The following is an 18,393-nucleotide window of genomic DNA, read 5'->3' as shown; positions in this document are numbered from 1 at the left end:
TGCAAATCAACATGAAGCAGCTTTCCCTTGATACCTTACGCACCTTTGTTAGCGTTATTGAGCTTGGTGGCTACGCTAAAGCGGGCGACTTTTTAGGCCGCTCTCAACCGGCAATAAGCCTACAAATTAAAAAGCTAGAATCGCAGTTAGACCGCAAGCTATTTACCAAAGTTGGGCAAAGGCATGTACCTAGCGCCGACGGCAATTGGCTGTACCCAAAAGCGAAAGAGCTGTTAGAACTTAACGACAACATTTTTAGAAGCCTCACTCCTGCGCCACTTAGCGGCAGATTACGCTTGGGTATTCCCAATGAATTTGCCTCTACGCTACTGCCGGGCCTAATTGGCGAATTTTCAAAGCGCTATCCCGATGTATCACTTGAAGTGACCTCGGCCTTAAGCCGTGATTTGCTGCACCCGACTCAGCGCGATCATTTCGATTTGATTTTGGCGTTGGTTAACCCGGGCGAGCAGACAGAAGGCGAAGTTGTGTTAGAAGATGATGTAGTTTGGGTTGGCGACACGGCTCACCCGTTGGTTGGCAACAATATTCCTTTGGTGCTTGCTCCCGACGGTTGTATGTATCGAAGCCGCGTTATTGAGCAGTTAAAGCAGCAAACCTTTGCATGGAAAATTAGCTATACCAACGCAGATTTAGGCGGGCTGGTTGCCGCCATTCAACAGGGGCTAGGCGTGACAGCTCTAGCAAAATCAAGCTTACCGGCAAACCTTATAGCGCTAAACCACCCGCACCTGCCCAAGCTAGGCAAGGTCAACATTTGCTTATTTAACCAAGACACCCAGCACCCGGTAATAAGTAAAACACTCGCCGAATTCTTTAAAGTTCGGCTAACCCAATAAAAATTGGGGGGTCAGAGTACTTTTTCTGCCCCACCGTTCTTATTCAATTAGCTTTAGCCATCATTTGTGATAGTTTCGATAAGCTCGCCGAGTACAGTTTCGGCTTTGCTGGTTTCAACCTGACATGTACCTGCGTTCATGTGACCACCGCCGCCATACTTCAAGCACAACTCTCCCACATTGGTTTTTGAGCTACGATTAGTAATGGATTTACCAATAGCAAATACCACGTTTTGCTTTTTCAGCCCCCACATCTTGTGAATAGAGATATTGCAGTCGGGATACATGGCATAAATAACAAACCGGTTTGTCGCGTAAATGGTTTCTTGGTCGGTTAAATCAAGCACTACTAGGTTGTCGTATACAGTAGAACACTTGGCAATTTGCGCCTTCGCCATTTCATTGTGCTCGTGATACAAACTCACGCGCTCGGCCACGTCTTCCATTTGCAGTATTTCTCCAATGCTGTGGTCTTTGCACGCATCTATTAGCTTCATCATTAGCTGATAGTTAGAGATTTTGAAATCTCTGAAACGACCAAGCCCAGTTCGCGCATCCATGATGAAATTCATGAGCACCCAATCTGTGGGCTCAAGGATTTCTTCTTCGCTAAACTGTGCAGAGTCTCCTTTATCTACTGCATCCATCATATCTACTGAGATATTAGGAAATTTATCTGCACCACCGTAATAGTCGTAAACAACGCGCGCTGCCGACGGCGCTTTCGGGTCAATGATGTGATTATCAATATCGCCTGAGTTACGCACTGTTTCGCTTAAGTGATGGTCGAAGGCAATATGGCAACCCGCAACGTAAGGCAGGTTAGTAGTGATATCATTCTCGGTAATATCAATTTTACCGTCTTGCATGTCTTTTGGATGAACAAACAAAATATCGTCAATTAAGTCTAAATCTTTCAATAAAACCGCACATACCAGTCCATCGAAATCACTTCGCGTAACCAATCTAAATTTTCTGTCAGGCATAGTTTATCCATCATTCACTTAGGTAATAATTTTAAGTGTAACAGCTAATAAAAATTTTGAGAGACAGGTTTATTAACTTCTTATTTAGCTTTTTAAATTCAGTAATTTACCCAGCGGTTTCGCCAAACTTTCTGGCGGTTCGGTAAAGTAAGCGGGGCCTGTTTCTGTCATGTACAAACAGTCTTCTAAGCGCACACCAAATTCACCCGGAATATAGATACCTGGCTCATTAGAAAAGCACATGCCTTTTCTAAGTGGCGTATTTTCACCACGCACGAAGTTAACACTCTCGTGTCCTTCCATGCCGATACCGTGACCTGTTCTGTGACTTAGCCCAGGCAATGCATAGTCTTTGCTGTACCCTTTGCTGGCGTAGAATTGGCGCACTGCATCATCCACTGTTCCTGCTGGTTCACCAACTTTTGCTGCGGCAAATGCCACGTTCTGCCCTTCCCTTACTGTATGCCATACGTCCTGAACTTTCTGAGACGCCTTGCCAAATACCAAAGTACGACTTATGTCGCTTTGGTAACCGTGCACGCTGCAACCACTGTCTAGCAAGATCACCGAACCTTCTTTGATAGTTTGTGCTGCATTTGTGCCATGAGGATAAGCACTTGCATCGTTAAACAGCGCCAAACACCATGTACCGCTGCCGCCTAAGTGCTGCTGTGCGGTGTTCATCAAACTTTTTACATCCTGCTGACTCATGCCTAGCTTGAGGTTACTAAAAACAAACTCGTAAGCACGTAAAGTAACTTCATTGGCCTTATGCATAAGTGCCAGTTCACTCGCAGCTTTATACATGCGACAACCTAGTGTAATTGGCTCGGCGGGAACGATATTAATGTTTGGCAGCGCTCGGCTGACTCCAGTAACGACAAAGTAGCGTACGCTGCTTTCAAAGCCGATATTGCCGCTTGTTATACCGCGCGATTTTAAAACATTGGCTACGACATCAAACGGGCTTTCATGCTCTTGCCACACTCTTACATCATCGCCTATAGCTAACGACTCAAGCACACTTGGCTTTTCGAAAAATGGCGTTACCACCGCCATGTCACCTTTTTGAGGGATAACCAGCGCGGTCAAGCGCTCACTACGCCACCATTTAATCCCTGAAAAATAATCCATTGCAGCGCCAGGCTCGACCAGAATTGCCGCAATGTCTTGGGCTTTCATAAGCGACTGCGCTTTTTCAATACGTGCTTTGCATTCTTCTACGGTAATCGGCTTCGCATTTGCGGTGATATCACTTAGCCCGCTTAAACCGTTAATGTCTGTTGCATTGGTTTGATTAATTGCAGCCATAGAAGCCACAGGAGCAAGCGCAAAGCTAGCGCCCGCTAATTTCAAGAAATGCCGCTTATCCATGTTCCCTTCCTGTCGTTTTAATTAAGGTTGTTTAGCACTTTTTTGTTTTATGAAAATAACATTGAATTGATTTTGTACTAAAAATTTCAGTGTTTAATATTGTCAGTACTTTATGCCCACATAACGAAGATGGCGGCAAGCCCAATAAGAAGTAAGCCAGCAATTTCGCGTTTTGTGACTGCATTTTTTAGCCAGTAATGTGAAAGTATCAAGGTAAGTAACACCTCTAACTGCCCAAGCGTTTTTACTAGCGCCACATGTTGCAATGCCATAGCGGTGAACCAACAAATTGAGCCCAAACAGCTTACCGTGCTAATCGCTAGCACCTGCTTTTTAGCGTTGGTTAGCTGTCTGAAAACGAAGGGTTTAGTTAGCGCAATATAACCACTTAAACTTATCGTTTGTACACATAGCACCCATAACAACACCCAAGCAGCAGCCACTGTATGCTGAACATTTAGCATATGGCTAGCCTCGCGCACCAACAGTGATGTAAGCGCAAAACAGGTACCGCAGGCAAGACCTATAACCATGGTTTTCACACTAATGCCATGGAGCCGATTGCCGCTGCTTAACACAAATACTGCTATTGCGCCTATTACTATGCCCGCCCACCCAAGGGGCGTTAAATAACTTCCGAAAAAGAGCATGCCTACAACGCCGGCCACCAAGGCCTCACTCTTCGCTAGACCTGCGCCAATGGCAAAATTCTTCTGCTTGAACAAAATCACCATTAAAGAAGTGGCCGCTATTTGAAGTAGCGAAGCACACAGTATCACTGCAATAAAAGAGCCTGAGAACTCAGGCACTTGACTGGCGCTACTGCTGTAGAGAATGAGTAAATAGACGAAGGCTATTGGCGGAGCCAAGATAAAGCGAGAGAGCGTCACCCCAGAGGTGTTAACTGCGCCGCTCAGCTTGCTCTGCAGTGCATTGCGCACGGTTTGCATAACTACCGCGCCCAACGTAAATAAAATCCAACTCATTAGCGTCGCTTTACCTTGTTATATCGCTACCTACAGTTAGGCGCGAATTACTTTGCCTCTTTAGCTTCCATTGCCTGTACGCGCTTGTCTTTAAAATCAGAGTCGCGTTTCCAGTATGGCCACACATCGCCTTGGGCATAGTAGTTCAGCATAGAGCCGATAAGTGAGAGGTCTTGTTGCACACCACCTAATGTCCAGCTTGGAAGGTAGTCATCATCCGCTTTATGGTAGCGTTTGGCGATGAAGCTAGGGTCGGTATCGCCTAAGCTCATGAACAAAATTGAAGGCACGCCCTGCTTAGCAAGCGCGAAGTGATCTGAGCGGAAGAACAATCCATTTTGAGGTCGCGGATCCATTTTGACCGTTCGCCCTTGTAATGCGGCAGCTGTCGCTAAATCGTCTTCAATAGACAAATAGCCTTCGCCGTACTGCAAAATGTAATCAACATCATCGTTTACATTCATGCCGTCTATATTTAAAAAAGCCACCATGTTCGACGTTGGTACCGGTGGGTTATTTGCAAAATAATCGGCACCGAGTAGTCCTGTTTCCTCGGCGGTAAACGCACTAAACATTAGTGTACGTGCAAAGCCCTCTTCGCGTTTTGACAGCGCATCTGCCAATGTAAGCACACCAGCTACGCCTGACGCGTTGTCTACCGCACCATTGTAAATAGTGGTTTGGCCGTTCTTCTCAACTTTGCCTAGGTGGTCCCAGTGAGCGTGAAGCATTACCCATTCTTCTGGCTTATCTGTTCCTTCTAAAATACCCGCAACATTTTGAGACTCGGCACGCTCAATAGTATTGGTGAAGCCCAATGATGCTTTTGTGTTTAGCGCGATGGGCATAAATCCTGGCTTTGAAGCTTTGTTTTTAAGCTCGCCATAGTCCATACCCACTTTTTCAAATAGCTTTCTGGCGGCATTTAAATGAAGCCAACCCATTACACCGACTTGTGAAGCATTGTTGTTGTCGTCGACTAAACTGAATTTGGTATTGGAATTTGAGTTTTCGACTACGCCCCACCCGTAACCCGCAGGCATGGTTTCATGAATAATGAAAACCGCTTCTGCCCCCTGCCTGGCTGCTTCTTCGTACTTATATGTCCAGCGACCGTAATAAGTCATTGCGTTGCCCTGAAAAAGCTCTGGATCTTTAGAAGCGAAACCCGGGTCGTTTACCAGCATTACAACGGTTTTTCCTTTTACATCAAGGCCTGCGTAATCATTCCAATTGTACTCTGGGGCATTAATGCCATAACCCACAAAAACTACGTCACTATTTGTAAGTGAGTAGTCATTAACAATGCGCTGAGTACGGGCTGTAAACTCGCTGCCTGCGCTAAAATCAAGCCCGCCTATTTTTAAAGATGAAATGTTCTTAGGCGTTATTTTAGCTAAAGGCACAGCTTGAGTGTAGCTATCGCCAAAGGCTGGCTTCAACCCTAGCTTTTTGTATTGAGTTACCAAGTAATCGACTGTTTTCTCTTCACCTTTCGACAAAGGCCCTCGCCCTTCAAACTCATCGCTTGCCAGTGTTTTAACGTGCTGACGATAAACATCCAAATCGATAGAGGCATTACTCAGCGTCATCTTTTTGCTTTTTGTTGTCGCAGACGATTCAACCGAGGCTAAATTAGAAGCAGGTACTTCGGCATTCGCCGAACCAGTCATTAAAGTAGAAGTAAGTACAGAAGCGGCGCAGACAAAGGAAAAGGCGCGATAAGGTTTGCAAAGATAAGTAAACATAAGCCATTGGTACAAATAAAAAAGGATACCGAAGAGTATCCTGTACCGCTGACTATCTCAACGCCGAAACGACTAAACCATAATAATGGGGTTTATAGGCCCATGGCGTGGCTGACGAAGGCGTTTTTAATGGTGCTGAGTTTGTCTGTGGCTGAAAGACCGATTCCTCTGAGCAACTTTTTGAGGGGGTCGTCGCCGTCGAATAAGAATTTAAAGCCGTCCATTGCGGCAATCATTTTCGTGGCTTCTGTTTTACGGCTTCGCTCGTAGCTGCGTAAGTGCTTGTACAAACCAATGTCTTTGCCCGACGCCTTTAAGTTGTTTAGGGTTTCCGCCAGTGCGAGCGCATCTTGCATTCCCAAGTTAGCGCCCTGCCCTGCAAGCGGGTGAATGGTATGCGCTGCATCGCCTACCAGCACCACACCGTCTTTCGCCCACTGGCGTGCATAACGCATGGTCAACGGGAAAGCGGCGCGCTTGGTTTCAAGCGAAATAGTGCCAAGAACGCTATTACTAGCCGCAGTTAACGCATTGCAGAACGCAGCGTCATCCAATGCCATTAATGAGTTTGCTTGCTCTGGCGTTTGAGACCATACAATAGAACATACATTTGGCTCAGACATAGGCAGTAGCGCGAGCGGTCCTGTGGGTGTGAACGCTTGTCTCGCCACATTATTATGCGGCTCTACCGTTTTGATATTAGCGACAATCGCGGTATGCTCGTAGTCTTTAAAAGTAATAGGCAAGCCAGCCTGCTTTCTCACAAACGAATTTGCGCCATCGGCGCCTACTAACAACCTGCAGCTTAGCACGTCGTCATTATCAAGCATCAGCATGGTTTGATTTGGGCCAGCTAACACTCTATCAATACCCGCGGTGATCAACTCCACGTTAGGCTGCACTTCCACAGATTTAGACAGTGCATTAACTAAAGCCTGATTCTCTACAATCACGCCAAGAGCATCACTGCCCATTTCATCGCATGAAAAGTGAATGTCGCCAAAACTGTCTTTGTCCCATACATGCATGTCGGTGTAAGGGGTGGCGCGGTCTTGCTGCAAATGCGACCACACATCAAACTGTTGCAGCGCTTTAATATTAGCCTGGTTTATGGCACTCACTCTCGCCGTAGGCTTCTCGTCCAGAGTCTGATAACACGCCGCTTTATCGACTATTGCTATGCTCAATTCACTGTGTTTAAGCGCCGCTGCAAGGGTTAGCCCTACAATTCCGCCGCCCACTATCGCTATATCAACATGCTGCATTGTTATCTCTTTTTCTTAGTGGTGTTTCGCCGTAGCCCGTCGTGTGTTTAACAAACGCTTTTTTCGCCTGGGGCATCATGCTTAATGCCAATAACGATACATTACGCCCAATTACCGTTGGAAAATACTGGTTTGAAAAGGTGCGAACTAGCGTATCGGTCAGGACTATTGTGTTATCCCTATCATTCTTACGCGAATTAGCGTAATGCTGAGTAATACTAAAAGCGCCTGCATCGAAATTAGCTGATGCGATTGTATCGCTTTTCTCTTCGTATGAATTATGCTCGCCGTGCTTTTCCGCTGACGCTTGCAAAACAGACACTAAAGCCGTTAAGTCACGTAAGCCTAGATTGAAGCCTTGCCCTGCAATAGGATGTAGCGCCTGTGCCGCATTCCCTACCACCACGGTGCGATGACTAGCAACTTGCTGGGCTTTAGTAAGCGCTAACGGGTAACTTGCCAACTCACTGACTCTCAATACTTTGCCCTGTCGATAGCCAAATGCTTCCTGTAGGGCCTTGATAAATGCGCATTGGTTTAATGCCATTAACGACTTTGCTGCGTCAGTATCTACAGTCCATACAACTGAAAAGCCGTTTCCACTAGCCTTGATATCATCGATTTCACTGTCGAAAGGCAGGAACGCTAGCGGGCCACTTTGGGTGAAACGCTCGTACGCTTTGTTTTCATGTGGGAGCTGAGTGTGTACGTTAAAGACAATGGCCGTTTGATGATAATCATCAACTGTTTTTAAAATGCCAACCTGGTTAGCTAATCCTGAACGACCGCCATCGGCTAGTACCAGCAACTTTGTGGTAAGCGATTGCCCACTATCTAGCTGCACCTCTACAAAATTAGACTGCTGCTTTACGTTCGTTACCTTGGCAGGTGCGATATATTGGTAGCTTGAGGTTGCACCTGCCGCCAATCGCGTTAGTGCGCTTAAGCTCACCACCTGGCCAAACGCGTCAATGTGGTAGTCACTGCTTTGAAGGTTTAATAGCCCCAAGTGCCCCTTGTCGCTAACCTCAATATGCTTAATTTGAGGAGGTAACTCACCGTTGTGCTGCTTAGCTACATCATCAAGGTTTAGCCCCATGTGAGACAGTTCTTCAACGGTACGCCTTGCCAAGGCAATCACTCGGGTGTCGGTAAAAGGGTTAAAGTCGACTAAGCTTTTACTGGTTTGCTCTGGGTCAGCCGCATCAATTAGGGTGACAGATAAGCCAGAGCTGTTTGCAGGAGATACTTTCTCTGCGAGTGCTTTGGCTAATACAGTACCGACAATACCACCACCAATAATTACTACGTCAACCGCTGCTGCCGATTCCACTGTTTTTATTTTCCTGTTGCCCAGAGGCTATAATTATTAAAAGCGTTAATTCTGAGATTTTTTCTTTATATTAAAGGCTAGTTTTTAGCGTAATTTAAACCGGTAGTTTAAACCGGTAACTTGAACCGCTAACTCAAACCAAAACTCCGTATTTCACACTTATCGCAGTTTTTCAAACCTTGGTAGACTTAGCAAATTTTGACAACTAGGCTCTGCTTTCAGCCATAAGTGCTTCAATCTCATCAATGTCTTTTGGCACATCTGCAGTAAGAATATCGACACCCGTCGCAGTAATCACCACATCATCTTCAATTCTTACACCAATGCCTTTGTATTTTTCCGGCACGTTGCTGTCTTGGCTAATGTAAATGCCGGGCTCAACAGTGATCACCATGCCAGGCTTTAACGGACGGTCTTCACCGTCAATTTTGTAGTTGCCAACATCATGCACATCTAGACCTAAATAGTGCCCTAAACCATGCATGTAAAACTGACGCCACGTTTCATTTTCAAGGTTTTCTGCCACACTACCTTCAAGAACGCCAAGGTCAACTAAACCTTGAGTAATAATTTCTACGCTATGTAACATGGCTTGTGACAGGGTAACGCCGGGCGCTAACATATCTAGCACGCTTTTTTGCGCTTTTAATACAACGGTGTAAATTTCGCGCTGAGCATGCGTGAACTTTCCATTTACAGGAAACGTTCGCGTGATATCCGCAGCATAACCTTGATATTCAGCACCTGCATCGATCAAGATCAAGTCACCGTCATTTACCTGCGCGTTATTTTGCGTGTAATGCAAAATACACGCATTGTCGCCGCTTCCAACAATAGTGCTATAAGCAGGTGAACGGGCTCCCGCCATCGCAAATTCATGGTGAATTTCAGCTTCTAGCTGGTACTCGTAACAACCAGGCGCGGCGAACTGCATAGCTCGCTTGTGCGCACGTGCGCTTATCTCACCCGCCGCTTTCATCATGGCCACTTCACATGCTGACTTGAATAAACGCATTTCGTGTAAAATAGGCTGTAAGTCGTGAATCGCCCTTGGCGCCAGTGATTCTTTAGGCGCATCGCGCAAGGTGTTTAGCGCTTCAGAAAATAACAGGTCATTGTCTTTCTTGTGACCCAACGAAAAGTACACATTGTCTTGACCTTGAATTGACGCTAACAGCGCTTCTTCAAGTTCTTGCAACTCAAACGCTTCATCTAGACTAAATCGGGCAAGTGCAGCTTCGGCTCCTAACCGTTTGCCGTGCCAAATTTCTGCACTCTTATCTTTCTCTTGTACCACCATTGCACGATAACTTTCACCGTAACGAGGGTGGTTAGACAATATCAACCAAGCATTAGGCTCTTCAAATCCTGTCAGATACCAAAAGTCGCTATCTTGCCTGAACGTATATTCGGTATCGCGACTTCGGGTTACCATACCTGCTGCTGGCACAATACACACACTGTTCGGCTCGCACTGTGCAAGCAGTCGGTCCTGCCTGGAGATAAACTCTTGCGCACTAATCATAAAAGAGAAAACCCTAAAAAAATCTCGTTAAAACAAGTGGCGACTTACGGCCACTTTTAATATCTTCAGTTAATTACTAGTGTACGGATGGCGTGTCTTGTTGATCATCTAGAAGTGATTGGCCAAGTTCGCTGAAGCATAAAATTGCTGAAATTTTCACGTATTCTTCAACCTCTAACAGCGCCTTCTCAGACTCTTCGTCCGCGTCCATTGGCTCTTCCATACGTGAAATATCTGAAAAGTCTTCAAGTGCTTCTTTTACGTCGTCAGAACATTCCATAAGGTCTTGCTGGTGTAGACCAAACCCAAGCATGAAACCTTGCACCCAGTTTATTAGCGCAGCACCGCGATCGTTGATAGGCGCTTGATCATCAGGAAGTAACAAATTGAGCGCGAATTCAGGCTCAAGAAGCTGCTGACAGGTTTGATTGAAAAGACTATTTAAAAGGTGCTGGGTAGGGTCGCTAAACGCATCACCCTGATTAATGGTTTCACTTAACGCTTCTAGCCATTTTTGGTCGGTAAGCGACATGCCTCCGCAAAGCATACCGCACAGGATGCCATGCACTTCTGCAGCATCAACAATTACGCCTTGTTGAGACAATTTATTACTTACGCTATCGTAATCGAGCTGTTTTTCCACGAATTGTTCTCTTTTGTTTTGAATAGTTTGAGATACAGGCGCCACTTTTATTTAGCGATTAATTACCGTCTATTTTGGCGGCGACTTACGTCACTGTCATCTCTTGATGGAGTTAATACTAGCAAAAATCAATGTGTAACGCCTCCTTTTGCCCTGCCACTGCTCTAACTTTGAACAAACAGCAAAAGTACATTCAAGGTCTAATAACACTGTGTCGTACACACTTTACACAACGCTACTTAAACGTTGTTTACTCACTGTTCAAACGATGTTTAATTTGCGGCTATTTCGCTAAATTCGTTGCCGGACGGCTAGCAACATCGTCAGATTTCATCTAAGATCGCTGGTGTTGGATACGGAATTCCTTTAGCAACAGCGTGACAACGTTCATTAGCCTTTAATGCCTGAATAGCTGATTGGTTATTATTGAGCTTCTCTTATATGCGTGTATAATTGCTGACCAACTGGTCAAGAAAAGTAATATTTTTTTACCGCTTTTATAATCACCACGCAAAATAGTTATAAAGCGCTTTAGGTGATCCTCTTCACTGGATCTCGCGTTTGTTATACCCTGTTGCGTTAATACAACAACAATGTTTCCTGGGATGTTTGCTAGTTCATTCATGTCCCTGGCCGATGCTTTAAACCAAGGAAGTTGAAACAGCTGCTATTGTGCAAGCTCGACGCGTATCGAGAAGCCTACGGCAATTGTGATACTTCCGCCCTGAACTTTTCGGTTCACGGGCGAAACATGGACAGCGGCATTCTGGGAAGCGCCCTCTTTCGACGGAAGAAGAAATGGCAATAATAAATTTTGGCTCTATAAATATTGACCACGTTTATCAGGTAGATCACTTTGTACAACCTGGTGAGACGTTGGCCTCTACCCATTATCAAACCTTATTAGGTGGTAAGGGTGCAAACCAGTCTATTGCTTTAGCGCAAGCAGGTGCAGACGTAAGACACGTCGGCAGCATTCACGAAAACGACGCCTCATTTAAACAAGCTCTTATTAAGAAGGGTGTTGATTGTCGTGGCGTAAAGTGCTCAGAAGTTCCTTCAGGTCACGCGATTATCCAAGTCACGCCTAGCGGTGAAAACGCTATTGTATTATTTGGTGGTGCTAACCAAACCATTACCGCAAAAACCGTAATGCAAGCGTTAGACGATACGCGTCCTTCAGATTGGGTACTAACCCAAAATGAAACAAGCAGCATTGAAGAAGTACTTCGCCAAGCGAAAGAAAAGCAGCTTAAAGTAGCCTTTAACCCAGCGCCTATGAGCGAGTCGGTTAAACAGCTTCCGTTAGACTGTGTAGATTTACTTATTGTAAATGAAACCGAAGCTGCTGCGATTACCGGTAAAGAAGAACTTGAAGATATTGTGACAGTGTTCAAAGAGCAGTGGTCACACAGCGAAGTTATTATTACACTGGGTAAAGCGGGTGTAATGATGCTGCGCAAAAACGATGTTGTAGAAGTAAAAGCATTCTCTGTAGACGCGGTAGATACCACCGCAGCCGGTGACACCTTTATCGGTTATTTCCTGTCTGCATACAGCAACCACACCGATGCTAAACAAGCATTGCGTCGCGGGTGTGCAGCTTCAGCCATTGCGGTAACACGCGAGGGCGCAGCGCAGAGTATTCCAACACAAAAAGAAGTGGATCGTTTCTTAGCGAAACACGCCAACTAGCAAGACGCACCGAGATAAATTGATGGCACATAAGATCATATTAGATACGGATCCGGGGATTGATGATGCAATGGCGATCTTTTTCGCCTTTCAGTCTCCAGACATTGAAGTACTTGGCTTAACGACCGTTTACGGTAACGTTCCAGTAACAATGGCAGCGCAAAACGCACTGACACTTTGCGAAATTGCAGGTAAAGATATTCCTGTAACCAAAGGTGTTGGCATGCCATGGGTTGGCCCAGAGTCAACGTACGCACACTTCGTACACGGTGAGCACGGCTTCGGTCATATTAAACCTGAAGCGCCTAAAACCGAGCTTGACCCACGCAGCTCTGCGCAGTTTATCGTTGATATGGCACGTAAGTACCCTGGCGAAGTTACCATTGTTGCTATTGGCCCACTAGGTAACTTGGCCCTTGCGCTTCGTCTTGAGCCAGAACTTCCTAAGTTGGTAAAAGGCGTTAGCATAATGGGTGGTGCAGCGTTTGTACCAGGTAACGTTACGCCGGTAGCTGAAGCGAACATTTGGAACGATGCACATGCAGCAGAAATCGTTTTCGCAGCAGACTGGGAGCTGACCATGTTTGGTTTGGACGTAACAAACTTCACGCCGTTCTCGCCAGCCTTTGTTGAAAAGCTTGAAGAGAAAAACAATACCCTTGGTGGTTTTGTGAAAGAAAGCGCCCAGTTCTACATGGATTTCTACTCGCAAAACCGTGAAGATCGCGTGTGTTTCTTCCACGATGCATTCCCGATTGCCCACCTTCGCCACCCTGAGCTATTTGAACTGACTGAAGGTCACGTGCGCGTTGGTACAGGGACACTAGATAGAGGTCAAACTGTAGTTGCGCCTAAAGGTACAACACCGAGTCCACTATGGAATGAAGCAAATACCATAAAGGTAGCGACCAAAGTTGACCACAAAAAGCTGGAACAACTATTCATAGACACCTACGCTCTATGATATGTTTAAGGGATTGTTAATACACAATCCCTTTTTTATTTACAGCTAGGTTTAAACTCAACGGTTATGAAAGCGGCGCCCCTCCCTCAAAATGAAGATGAACGTCTTGCCGAACTGCTCAGCTACGACGTACTCGATACTGAAGCTGAACAACTCTTTGATGACCTTACAGCCCTGGCCTCTCAAATTTGTGAAACCCCTATTGCGCTTATCAGCCTCATTGATCCAAACCGCCAATGGTTTAAATCAAGAGTAGGTTTAGACGCAGAAGAAACATCACGAGACATCGCGTTTTGCTCACATGCTATTTTGCAAAGCGATGTGTTTGAAATACCTAACGCTACGTTAGACCCTCGGTTTCACGATAACCCGCTGGTGACTGGCGCGCCTGATATTCGGTTTTACGCCGGCGCACCACTGATTACCCCGTCTGGCCATGCAATTGGCACGCTGTGCGCCATTGATAGCAAACCACGCAAGCTAACCGAAACACAAAAAGCCTCGCTCCAAACCTTAAGTAAATCGGTAGTAGCACATTTAGAGTTAAAGCGGAAAAACCGAGAGCTTGAGCGCACCAGTCAATTCAAGTCTGACTTTCTTTCTTACGTAAGCCACGAAATTAGAACACCGCTTAATGCCATAAATACGTTTAGTCAGTTGCTTGAAGGCGAAGCCCAAAAGTTAAATTTACCCTCGTCATTTACCACCCCGCTTTCTCATGTAAGCCAAAGCGGTGAAAGGCTTTTAGAAATAGTAAATTCTGTTTTAGATATAAAGCAGATAGAAGCGGGGAAAATGCGTGTGATGCCACGTGCGGTGAATACCAAAGACTTTTTCACCCACTTATTTTCGCTTACTAAGATCCGCGCTGAAGACAGCGGTATCGTATTTAGCACCAGTATTGATGACGCTGTGCCCGACTCGTTGTTTTTCGATGACACCAAATTTGGTCAAGTTGCGCTTAATTTGCTGTCGAATGCGATTAAGTTCACTAATCACGGCAAGTCAGTAAAAGCGCAGGTAAAATACAAAAGCGGCAAGGTAATATTTAATGTCATTGATCAAGGCATTGGCATGAGCGATGACGATCAAAAGCGGCTTTTTACACCTTTCGAGCGAATGGAAAACGCCCGTCAGATAAGTGGAACCGGCTTAGGCTTAAATATATCGAAGCGCCTTGTCGAGCTCATGGACGGGTCTATTGAAGTTAGTAGTAAATTGAATCACGGTACCCGAATAAGTGTGACCTTACCTGCCGAAGCCCTAAGCGCAAACCAATTCGTTGAGGCACAACCGCGTAGCTTTGTTGCCCAAGTAAACATAGATAACTCAGTAAATGTATTGGTAGTTGAAGACCACTATATAAACCAAGTGGTTATTCAAACTTTGTTTGAAAAACTGGGCGTGTCGCTTTCTGTGGTAAGCACTGGCGAGGAAGGCGTTGAATACGCCAAGTCTAATCCCGTCGACTTAGTTCTTATGGATCTTAATTTACCAGGTATTCAAGGCGATGAAGCAACAGTAAAAATAAAGGGGTTTAAGCCAAACTTGCCTATTGTTGCATTGACGGCCGATGCCATTACCCAGCCTGAATATTTGCGAAAACAAGGTCTTGATGACGTTCTCACTAAACCCATAGATAGTAGCGAATTGGTGCGTGTGCTCAATCACTATTTAGGGCATCCAGACCAATGAATCTATTCGTTTTATTTAAGTAGCTTTATCTAAGTAGTTTTACCACAGTGATTTTTCCTGAGTCATCTTTACCTAGCCCAACAAACCTTTTTTAACAGCCGTGGTAGTATAAGCTAACTCAATTGTAAGACAGGAGAACTCCTCTACCATGTCCCCCTCATCTTCAGGAAGCGGCACTTCTAGATCGTTGACGTCTAACAAGGTTAATTCAACGGAAACGGCTTCAGCACCAGCTTTAGCAATGAAAACAACGCAGATTGCGCCGTCGCAAACCATACAAACAAGCGTTTCTAAAGAAGACATGCAGGCCCGCGCTCAGCTTAGAAAAAAGCTTCGCGAGGCACGCCGAGGGTTAACTAACCAGCAACATACGGACGCCGCTAAGCGCATTGCTTCACGACTACGTACACTGCCCTTTCTTGATAACAGCACGACCATAGCCGGATATTTGGTTAACGATGGCGAGGTCAATTTAACCTATTTTATCGAGTCTATTTGGCAGTCTTCACATGATAAAAAATTCGCTCTACCTGTATTACACCCTGTATGTAAAGGACATTTGTTATTTTTGTCTTATGCCCAGCACTCTCAATTGGTGAAGAATAAGTACAACATTGAAGAGCCAGTATTGTCGTGTGAAAACGTCGTTCCTGTTAGGCAATGCGACGTTATTCTTATGCCGCTTGTAGGGTTTGATGTAAACGGCAATCGCCTGGGTATGGGGGGCGGCTACTACGACCGAACTTTGAGTTTTACCCAACGCGCGCCAGATTCACATTCATTTTCGGTTAGTAAAACGCCTAAGTTAGTGGGTATTGCCCACGACATTCAAGAAGTAGATGCTCTGCCCGTTGCACCATGGGATGTCCCCCTTGATGCCATCGTGACGCCCTCGCGCACACTGCAATTCACTAAACCGTGATAGTCATTATAACAAATTGAACATACGAACTTGTGGGTTCACGTGCGCTTATAAGTTACACTTGCGAACACAATAAGTCGGAGATTGACCATGGATCAGAACGCAAAAAAACAAGCCGTAGCCAAAGCAGCCATCGAATATGTTGAAGCAGACAGCATTGTCGGTGTGGGTACAGGTTCTACCGTAAATTTCTTTATTGAAGAACTCGGTAAAATTAAACACAAAATTGAAGGCGCAGTATCAAGTTCAGAAGCCTCTACCGAGCGTTTAAAAGCCTTAGGCATTGAGGTATTCGAGTTAAACGAAGTCAGCAATCTATCGGTTTATATCGACGGTGCCGATGAAGTGACCGAACACAAGCATATGATTAAAGGCGGAGGCGCAGCACTCACTCGCGAGAAAATTGTAGCCGGTGCGGCGACCACGTTTGTGTGTATTGTTGATGAAAGTAAGCGCGTTCCTGTATTGGGCTCGTTCCCCCTTCCCGTTGAAGTTATTCCCATGGCTCGCTCTTTCGTAGCACGAGAGCTAGTAAAGCTTGGTGGCGATCCTGAATATAGACAAGGTGTTGTCACCGATAACGGCAACGTTATTTTAGATGTTCACAACCTTGAGATTCTGAATCCTCGTGAGCTAGAACAAAAAATAAATAATATTCCTGGCGTGGTAACGAACGGCATTTTCGCACTACGAGGCGCGGACATAGTGCTAAGTGCTACAGATAGTGGTGTTGAAACCTTTAAGTGATAACTGAGTAAGACGTATAGTGCGGTGAAAAGCTATACAAAATACTACTTTCAACTTAACGCGTTTTCTGTTAGTTTCCGTTTAGACGTCTAGATGTCCTTAAAAGAAGTTCACTAAGCGTCTCAACTTTTACGTTAGTTAAGGCCAATTCCTTAATAACGAAAGCAATCAACGTGATTATAAAAGCTTGGTAGCAATAACGCCCAAGCAAGGCTTTCAGAGCTGCAAAGCGATGTCGTTGCAGCGCAGGTTAAACACAGCTTTGTGTTTCATACTGGCAGGTTTCTGAGAGTCTTGGATTGGCGGTGCAAGCAAACCAAAATTACATCAGTGAGAGATAGCGAGTTCATGAGCAAAGTTTCATTAGAGAAGGATAAGATCCGAATTTTGTTGTTGGAAGGTGTTCACCAAAGTGCTTTGGAGACACTAAAAAGCAATGGGTATAGCAATATTGAATTTCTCAAGACCTCTCTTCCTGAAGACGAGTTAATTGAGAAAATTAAAGACGCCCACTTTGTTGGTATTCGCTCGCGTACTCAAATTACAGAGAAGGTAGTTGAAGCAGCACAAAAGCTTGTGGCTATCGGTTGTTTCTGTATTGGCACCAACCAAGTTGATCTTGAAGCCACCCAACGCCGCGGCATTCCCGTGTTTAACGCGCCATTTTCCAACACTCGTTCGGTTGCAGAACTTGTACTTGGCCAAATTATCCTTTTGCTTCGCCAGGTGCCGAGTAAAAATGCCAAGGCTCACCGCGGTGAGTGGGAAAAAACGGCAGTCGGCTCATATGAAGCCCGTGGTAAGACACTTGGTATCATTGGTTATGGTCATATAGGCACACAGCTGAGTATTCTTGCTGAACACCTAGGTATGCGCGTTCAATTTTTCGATATCGAAGACAAGCTTGTGCTAGGTAATTCTGCCCAAGTAAAATCGCTTGAAAAGCTGCTTAATACCTCTGACGTTGTTTCACTTCACGTTCCTGAAACACCACAAACTCAAGATATGATTGGTGAAAAAGAACTGTCTCAAATGAAGAAAGGCAGCATTTTGATTAACGCGTCTCGCGGTACTGTGGTAGATATCGATGCGCTTGCGAAGGCATTGGAAAGCGGCCAACTAAACGGCGCTGCTATTGATGTATTCCCGGTTGAGCCTAAATCTAATACTGAAGAATTCGAGTCGCCACTTCGCGCGTTCGATAATGTCATTCTGACCCCGCATGTGGGCGGCAGCACGCAAGAAGCGCAAGAAAATATTGGTATTGAAGTAGCGGGTAAACTCGCGAAGTACAGCGACAACGGTTCAACGCTGTCAGCCGTTAACTTCCCTGAAGTGTCACTGCCAGAGCATACTGGTCGTTCACGCCTACTTCACGTACACAAAAACCAGCCAGGTATTCTTACTCAGATTAACCAAGCGTTTGCAGAAAAAGGCATCAACATCGAAGCCCAGTACCTACAAACTAACGCAGAAATTGGTTATGTAGTAGTTGATGTTAAAGAAGACCGTGGTTACGAAGCACTTGCAGAGCTTCAGCAAATTGATGGCACAATTAAGACACGTATTCTTCACTAAGAAGAGTTGTTTAAAGGCTAAATAAAAACGCTGCACAATGTGCAGCGTTTTTTTATGCCTGTGATTTTACTT

15 protein-coding genes and 1 other RNA gene are annotated in these 18,393 nt (G+C 45.3%); 8 read left to right on the top strand and 8 right to left on the bottom strand.

All coding sequences use genetic code 11. The features are described 5' to 3' along the window. Window positions 1-11: 11 nt before the first annotated feature. On the top strand, window positions 12-860 hold the full coding sequence (locus tag MHM87_RS08775) for a LysR family transcriptional regulator (protein WP_061095674.1): 849 nt from the start codon (window positions 12-14) through the stop codon (window positions 858-860). 53 nt (window positions 861-913) lie between these two features. Here the strand turns inward: MHM87_RS08775 and MHM87_RS08770 are convergent, their stop codons facing one another. From MHM87_RS08770 to MHM87_RS08735, 8 genes are all read right to left on the bottom strand, one after another. Then, entirely contained in the window at window positions 914-1,846 is a 933-nt protein-coding gene (locus MHM87_RS08770; RefSeq protein WP_239258655.1) for an exopolyphosphatase, read from the bottom strand. A gap of 84 nt (window positions 1,847-1,930) precedes the next feature. After that, window positions 1,931-3,220 carry a Xaa-Pro peptidase family protein gene (locus MHM87_RS08765; RefSeq protein ID WP_239258653.1) on the bottom strand — a complete coding sequence of 430 codons (1,290 nt, stop codon included), beginning with the start codon at window positions 3,218-3,220 and terminating at the stop codon, window positions 1,931-1,933. 110 nt (window positions 3,221-3,330) lie between these two features. Next, the gene (locus tag MHM87_RS08760) at window positions 3,331-4,206 is read right to left on the bottom strand and encodes an EamA family transporter (RefSeq protein ID WP_239258650.1); all 876 of its coding nucleotides are present in this window, start codon (window positions 4,204-4,206) and stop codon (window positions 3,331-3,333) included. A 47-nt stretch (window positions 4,207-4,253) separates the two neighbouring features. Next, window positions 4,254-5,798, bottom strand: a complete 1,545-nt coding sequence (locus MHM87_RS08755; RefSeq protein WP_239258669.1) for a M28 family metallopeptidase — start codon at window positions 5,796-5,798, stop codon at window positions 4,254-4,256. A 248-nt stretch (window positions 5,799-6,046) separates the two neighbouring features. Beyond that, the gene (locus tag MHM87_RS08750) at window positions 6,047-7,219 is read right to left on the bottom strand and encodes an FAD-dependent monooxygenase (RefSeq protein WP_239258647.1); all 1,173 of its coding nucleotides are present in this window, start codon (window positions 7,217-7,219) and stop codon (window positions 6,047-6,049) included. Further along, the gene (locus MHM87_RS08745; protein ID WP_239258645.1) at window positions 7,206-8,552 is read right to left on the bottom strand and encodes an FAD-dependent monooxygenase; all 1,347 of its coding nucleotides are present in this window, start codon (window positions 8,550-8,552) and stop codon (window positions 7,206-7,208) included. Before MHM87_RS08745 ends, MHM87_RS08750 begins: the two co-directional genes overlap by 14 nt. 205 nt (window positions 8,553-8,757) lie before the next feature. Then, window positions 8,758-10,077 carry a Xaa-Pro aminopeptidase gene (gene pepP, locus MHM87_RS08740; protein ID WP_239258643.1) on the bottom strand — a complete coding sequence of 440 codons (1,320 nt, stop codon included), beginning with the start codon at window positions 10,075-10,077 and terminating at the stop codon, window positions 8,758-8,760. Window positions 10,078-10,153: 76 nt separating this feature from the next. Beyond that, the gene (locus tag MHM87_RS08735; protein WP_239258641.1) at window positions 10,154-10,720 is read right to left on the bottom strand and encodes a UPF0149 family protein; all 567 of its coding nucleotides are present in this window, start codon (window positions 10,718-10,720) and stop codon (window positions 10,154-10,156) included. Window positions 10,721-11,314: 594 nt separating this feature from the next. On the opposite strand from MHM87_RS08735, the gene ssrS reads away from it, so the two are divergent. The 7 genes from ssrS (at window position 11,315) to serA (ending at window position 18,321) form a co-directional block, all read left to right on the top strand. Continuing rightward, window positions 11,315-11,497, top strand: a non-coding RNA gene (gene ssrS / locus MHM87_RS08730) — 6S RNA. A 21-nt stretch (window positions 11,498-11,518) separates the two neighbouring features. Then, the gene (locus tag MHM87_RS08725; RefSeq protein ID WP_014950380.1) at window positions 11,519-12,415 is read left to right on the top strand and encodes a ribokinase; all 897 of its coding nucleotides are present in this window, start codon (window positions 11,519-11,521) and stop codon (window positions 12,413-12,415) included. Between the two features lie 22 nt (window positions 12,416-12,437). Beyond that, entirely contained in the window at window positions 12,438-13,379 is a 942-nt protein-coding gene (locus tag MHM87_RS08720) for a nucleoside hydrolase (RefSeq protein WP_014977204.1), read from the top strand. Between the two features lie 66 nt (window positions 13,380-13,445). After that, complete coding sequence (locus MHM87_RS08710) at window positions 13,446-15,074, top strand: ATP-binding protein (RefSeq protein ID WP_275443378.1); 1,629 nt, start codon at window positions 13,446-13,448, stop codon at window positions 15,072-15,074. Window positions 15,075-15,222: 148 nt separating this feature from the next. Continuing rightward, on the top strand, window positions 15,223-15,996 hold the full coding sequence (locus tag MHM87_RS08705) for a 5-formyltetrahydrofolate cyclo-ligase (RefSeq protein WP_239258639.1): 774 nt from the start codon (window positions 15,223-15,225) through the stop codon (window positions 15,994-15,996). A 90-nt stretch (window positions 15,997-16,086) separates the two neighbouring features. Continuing rightward, window positions 16,087-16,743: a ribose-5-phosphate isomerase RpiA gene (gene rpiA / locus MHM87_RS08700; protein WP_014950385.1), complete on the top strand. Its 657-nt coding sequence runs from the start codon at window positions 16,087-16,089 to the stop codon at window positions 16,741-16,743. 348 nt (window positions 16,744-17,091) lie between these two features. Next, complete coding sequence (gene serA, locus MHM87_RS08695; RefSeq protein WP_014980012.1) at window positions 17,092-18,321, top strand: phosphoglycerate dehydrogenase; 1,230 nt, start codon at window positions 17,092-17,094, stop codon at window positions 18,319-18,321. Window positions 18,322-18,393: the final 72 nt, after the last annotated feature.

It is taken from the genome of Alteromonas sp. Cnat3-28 (genome assembly GCF_022348265.1).
Lineage (GTDB): Bacteria > Pseudomonadota > Gammaproteobacteria > Enterobacterales > Alteromonadaceae > Alteromonas > Alteromonas macleodii.
The sequence above is the reverse complement of the archived record's forward strand: the minus strand, read 5'-3'. Positions and strand labels throughout refer to the sequence as shown.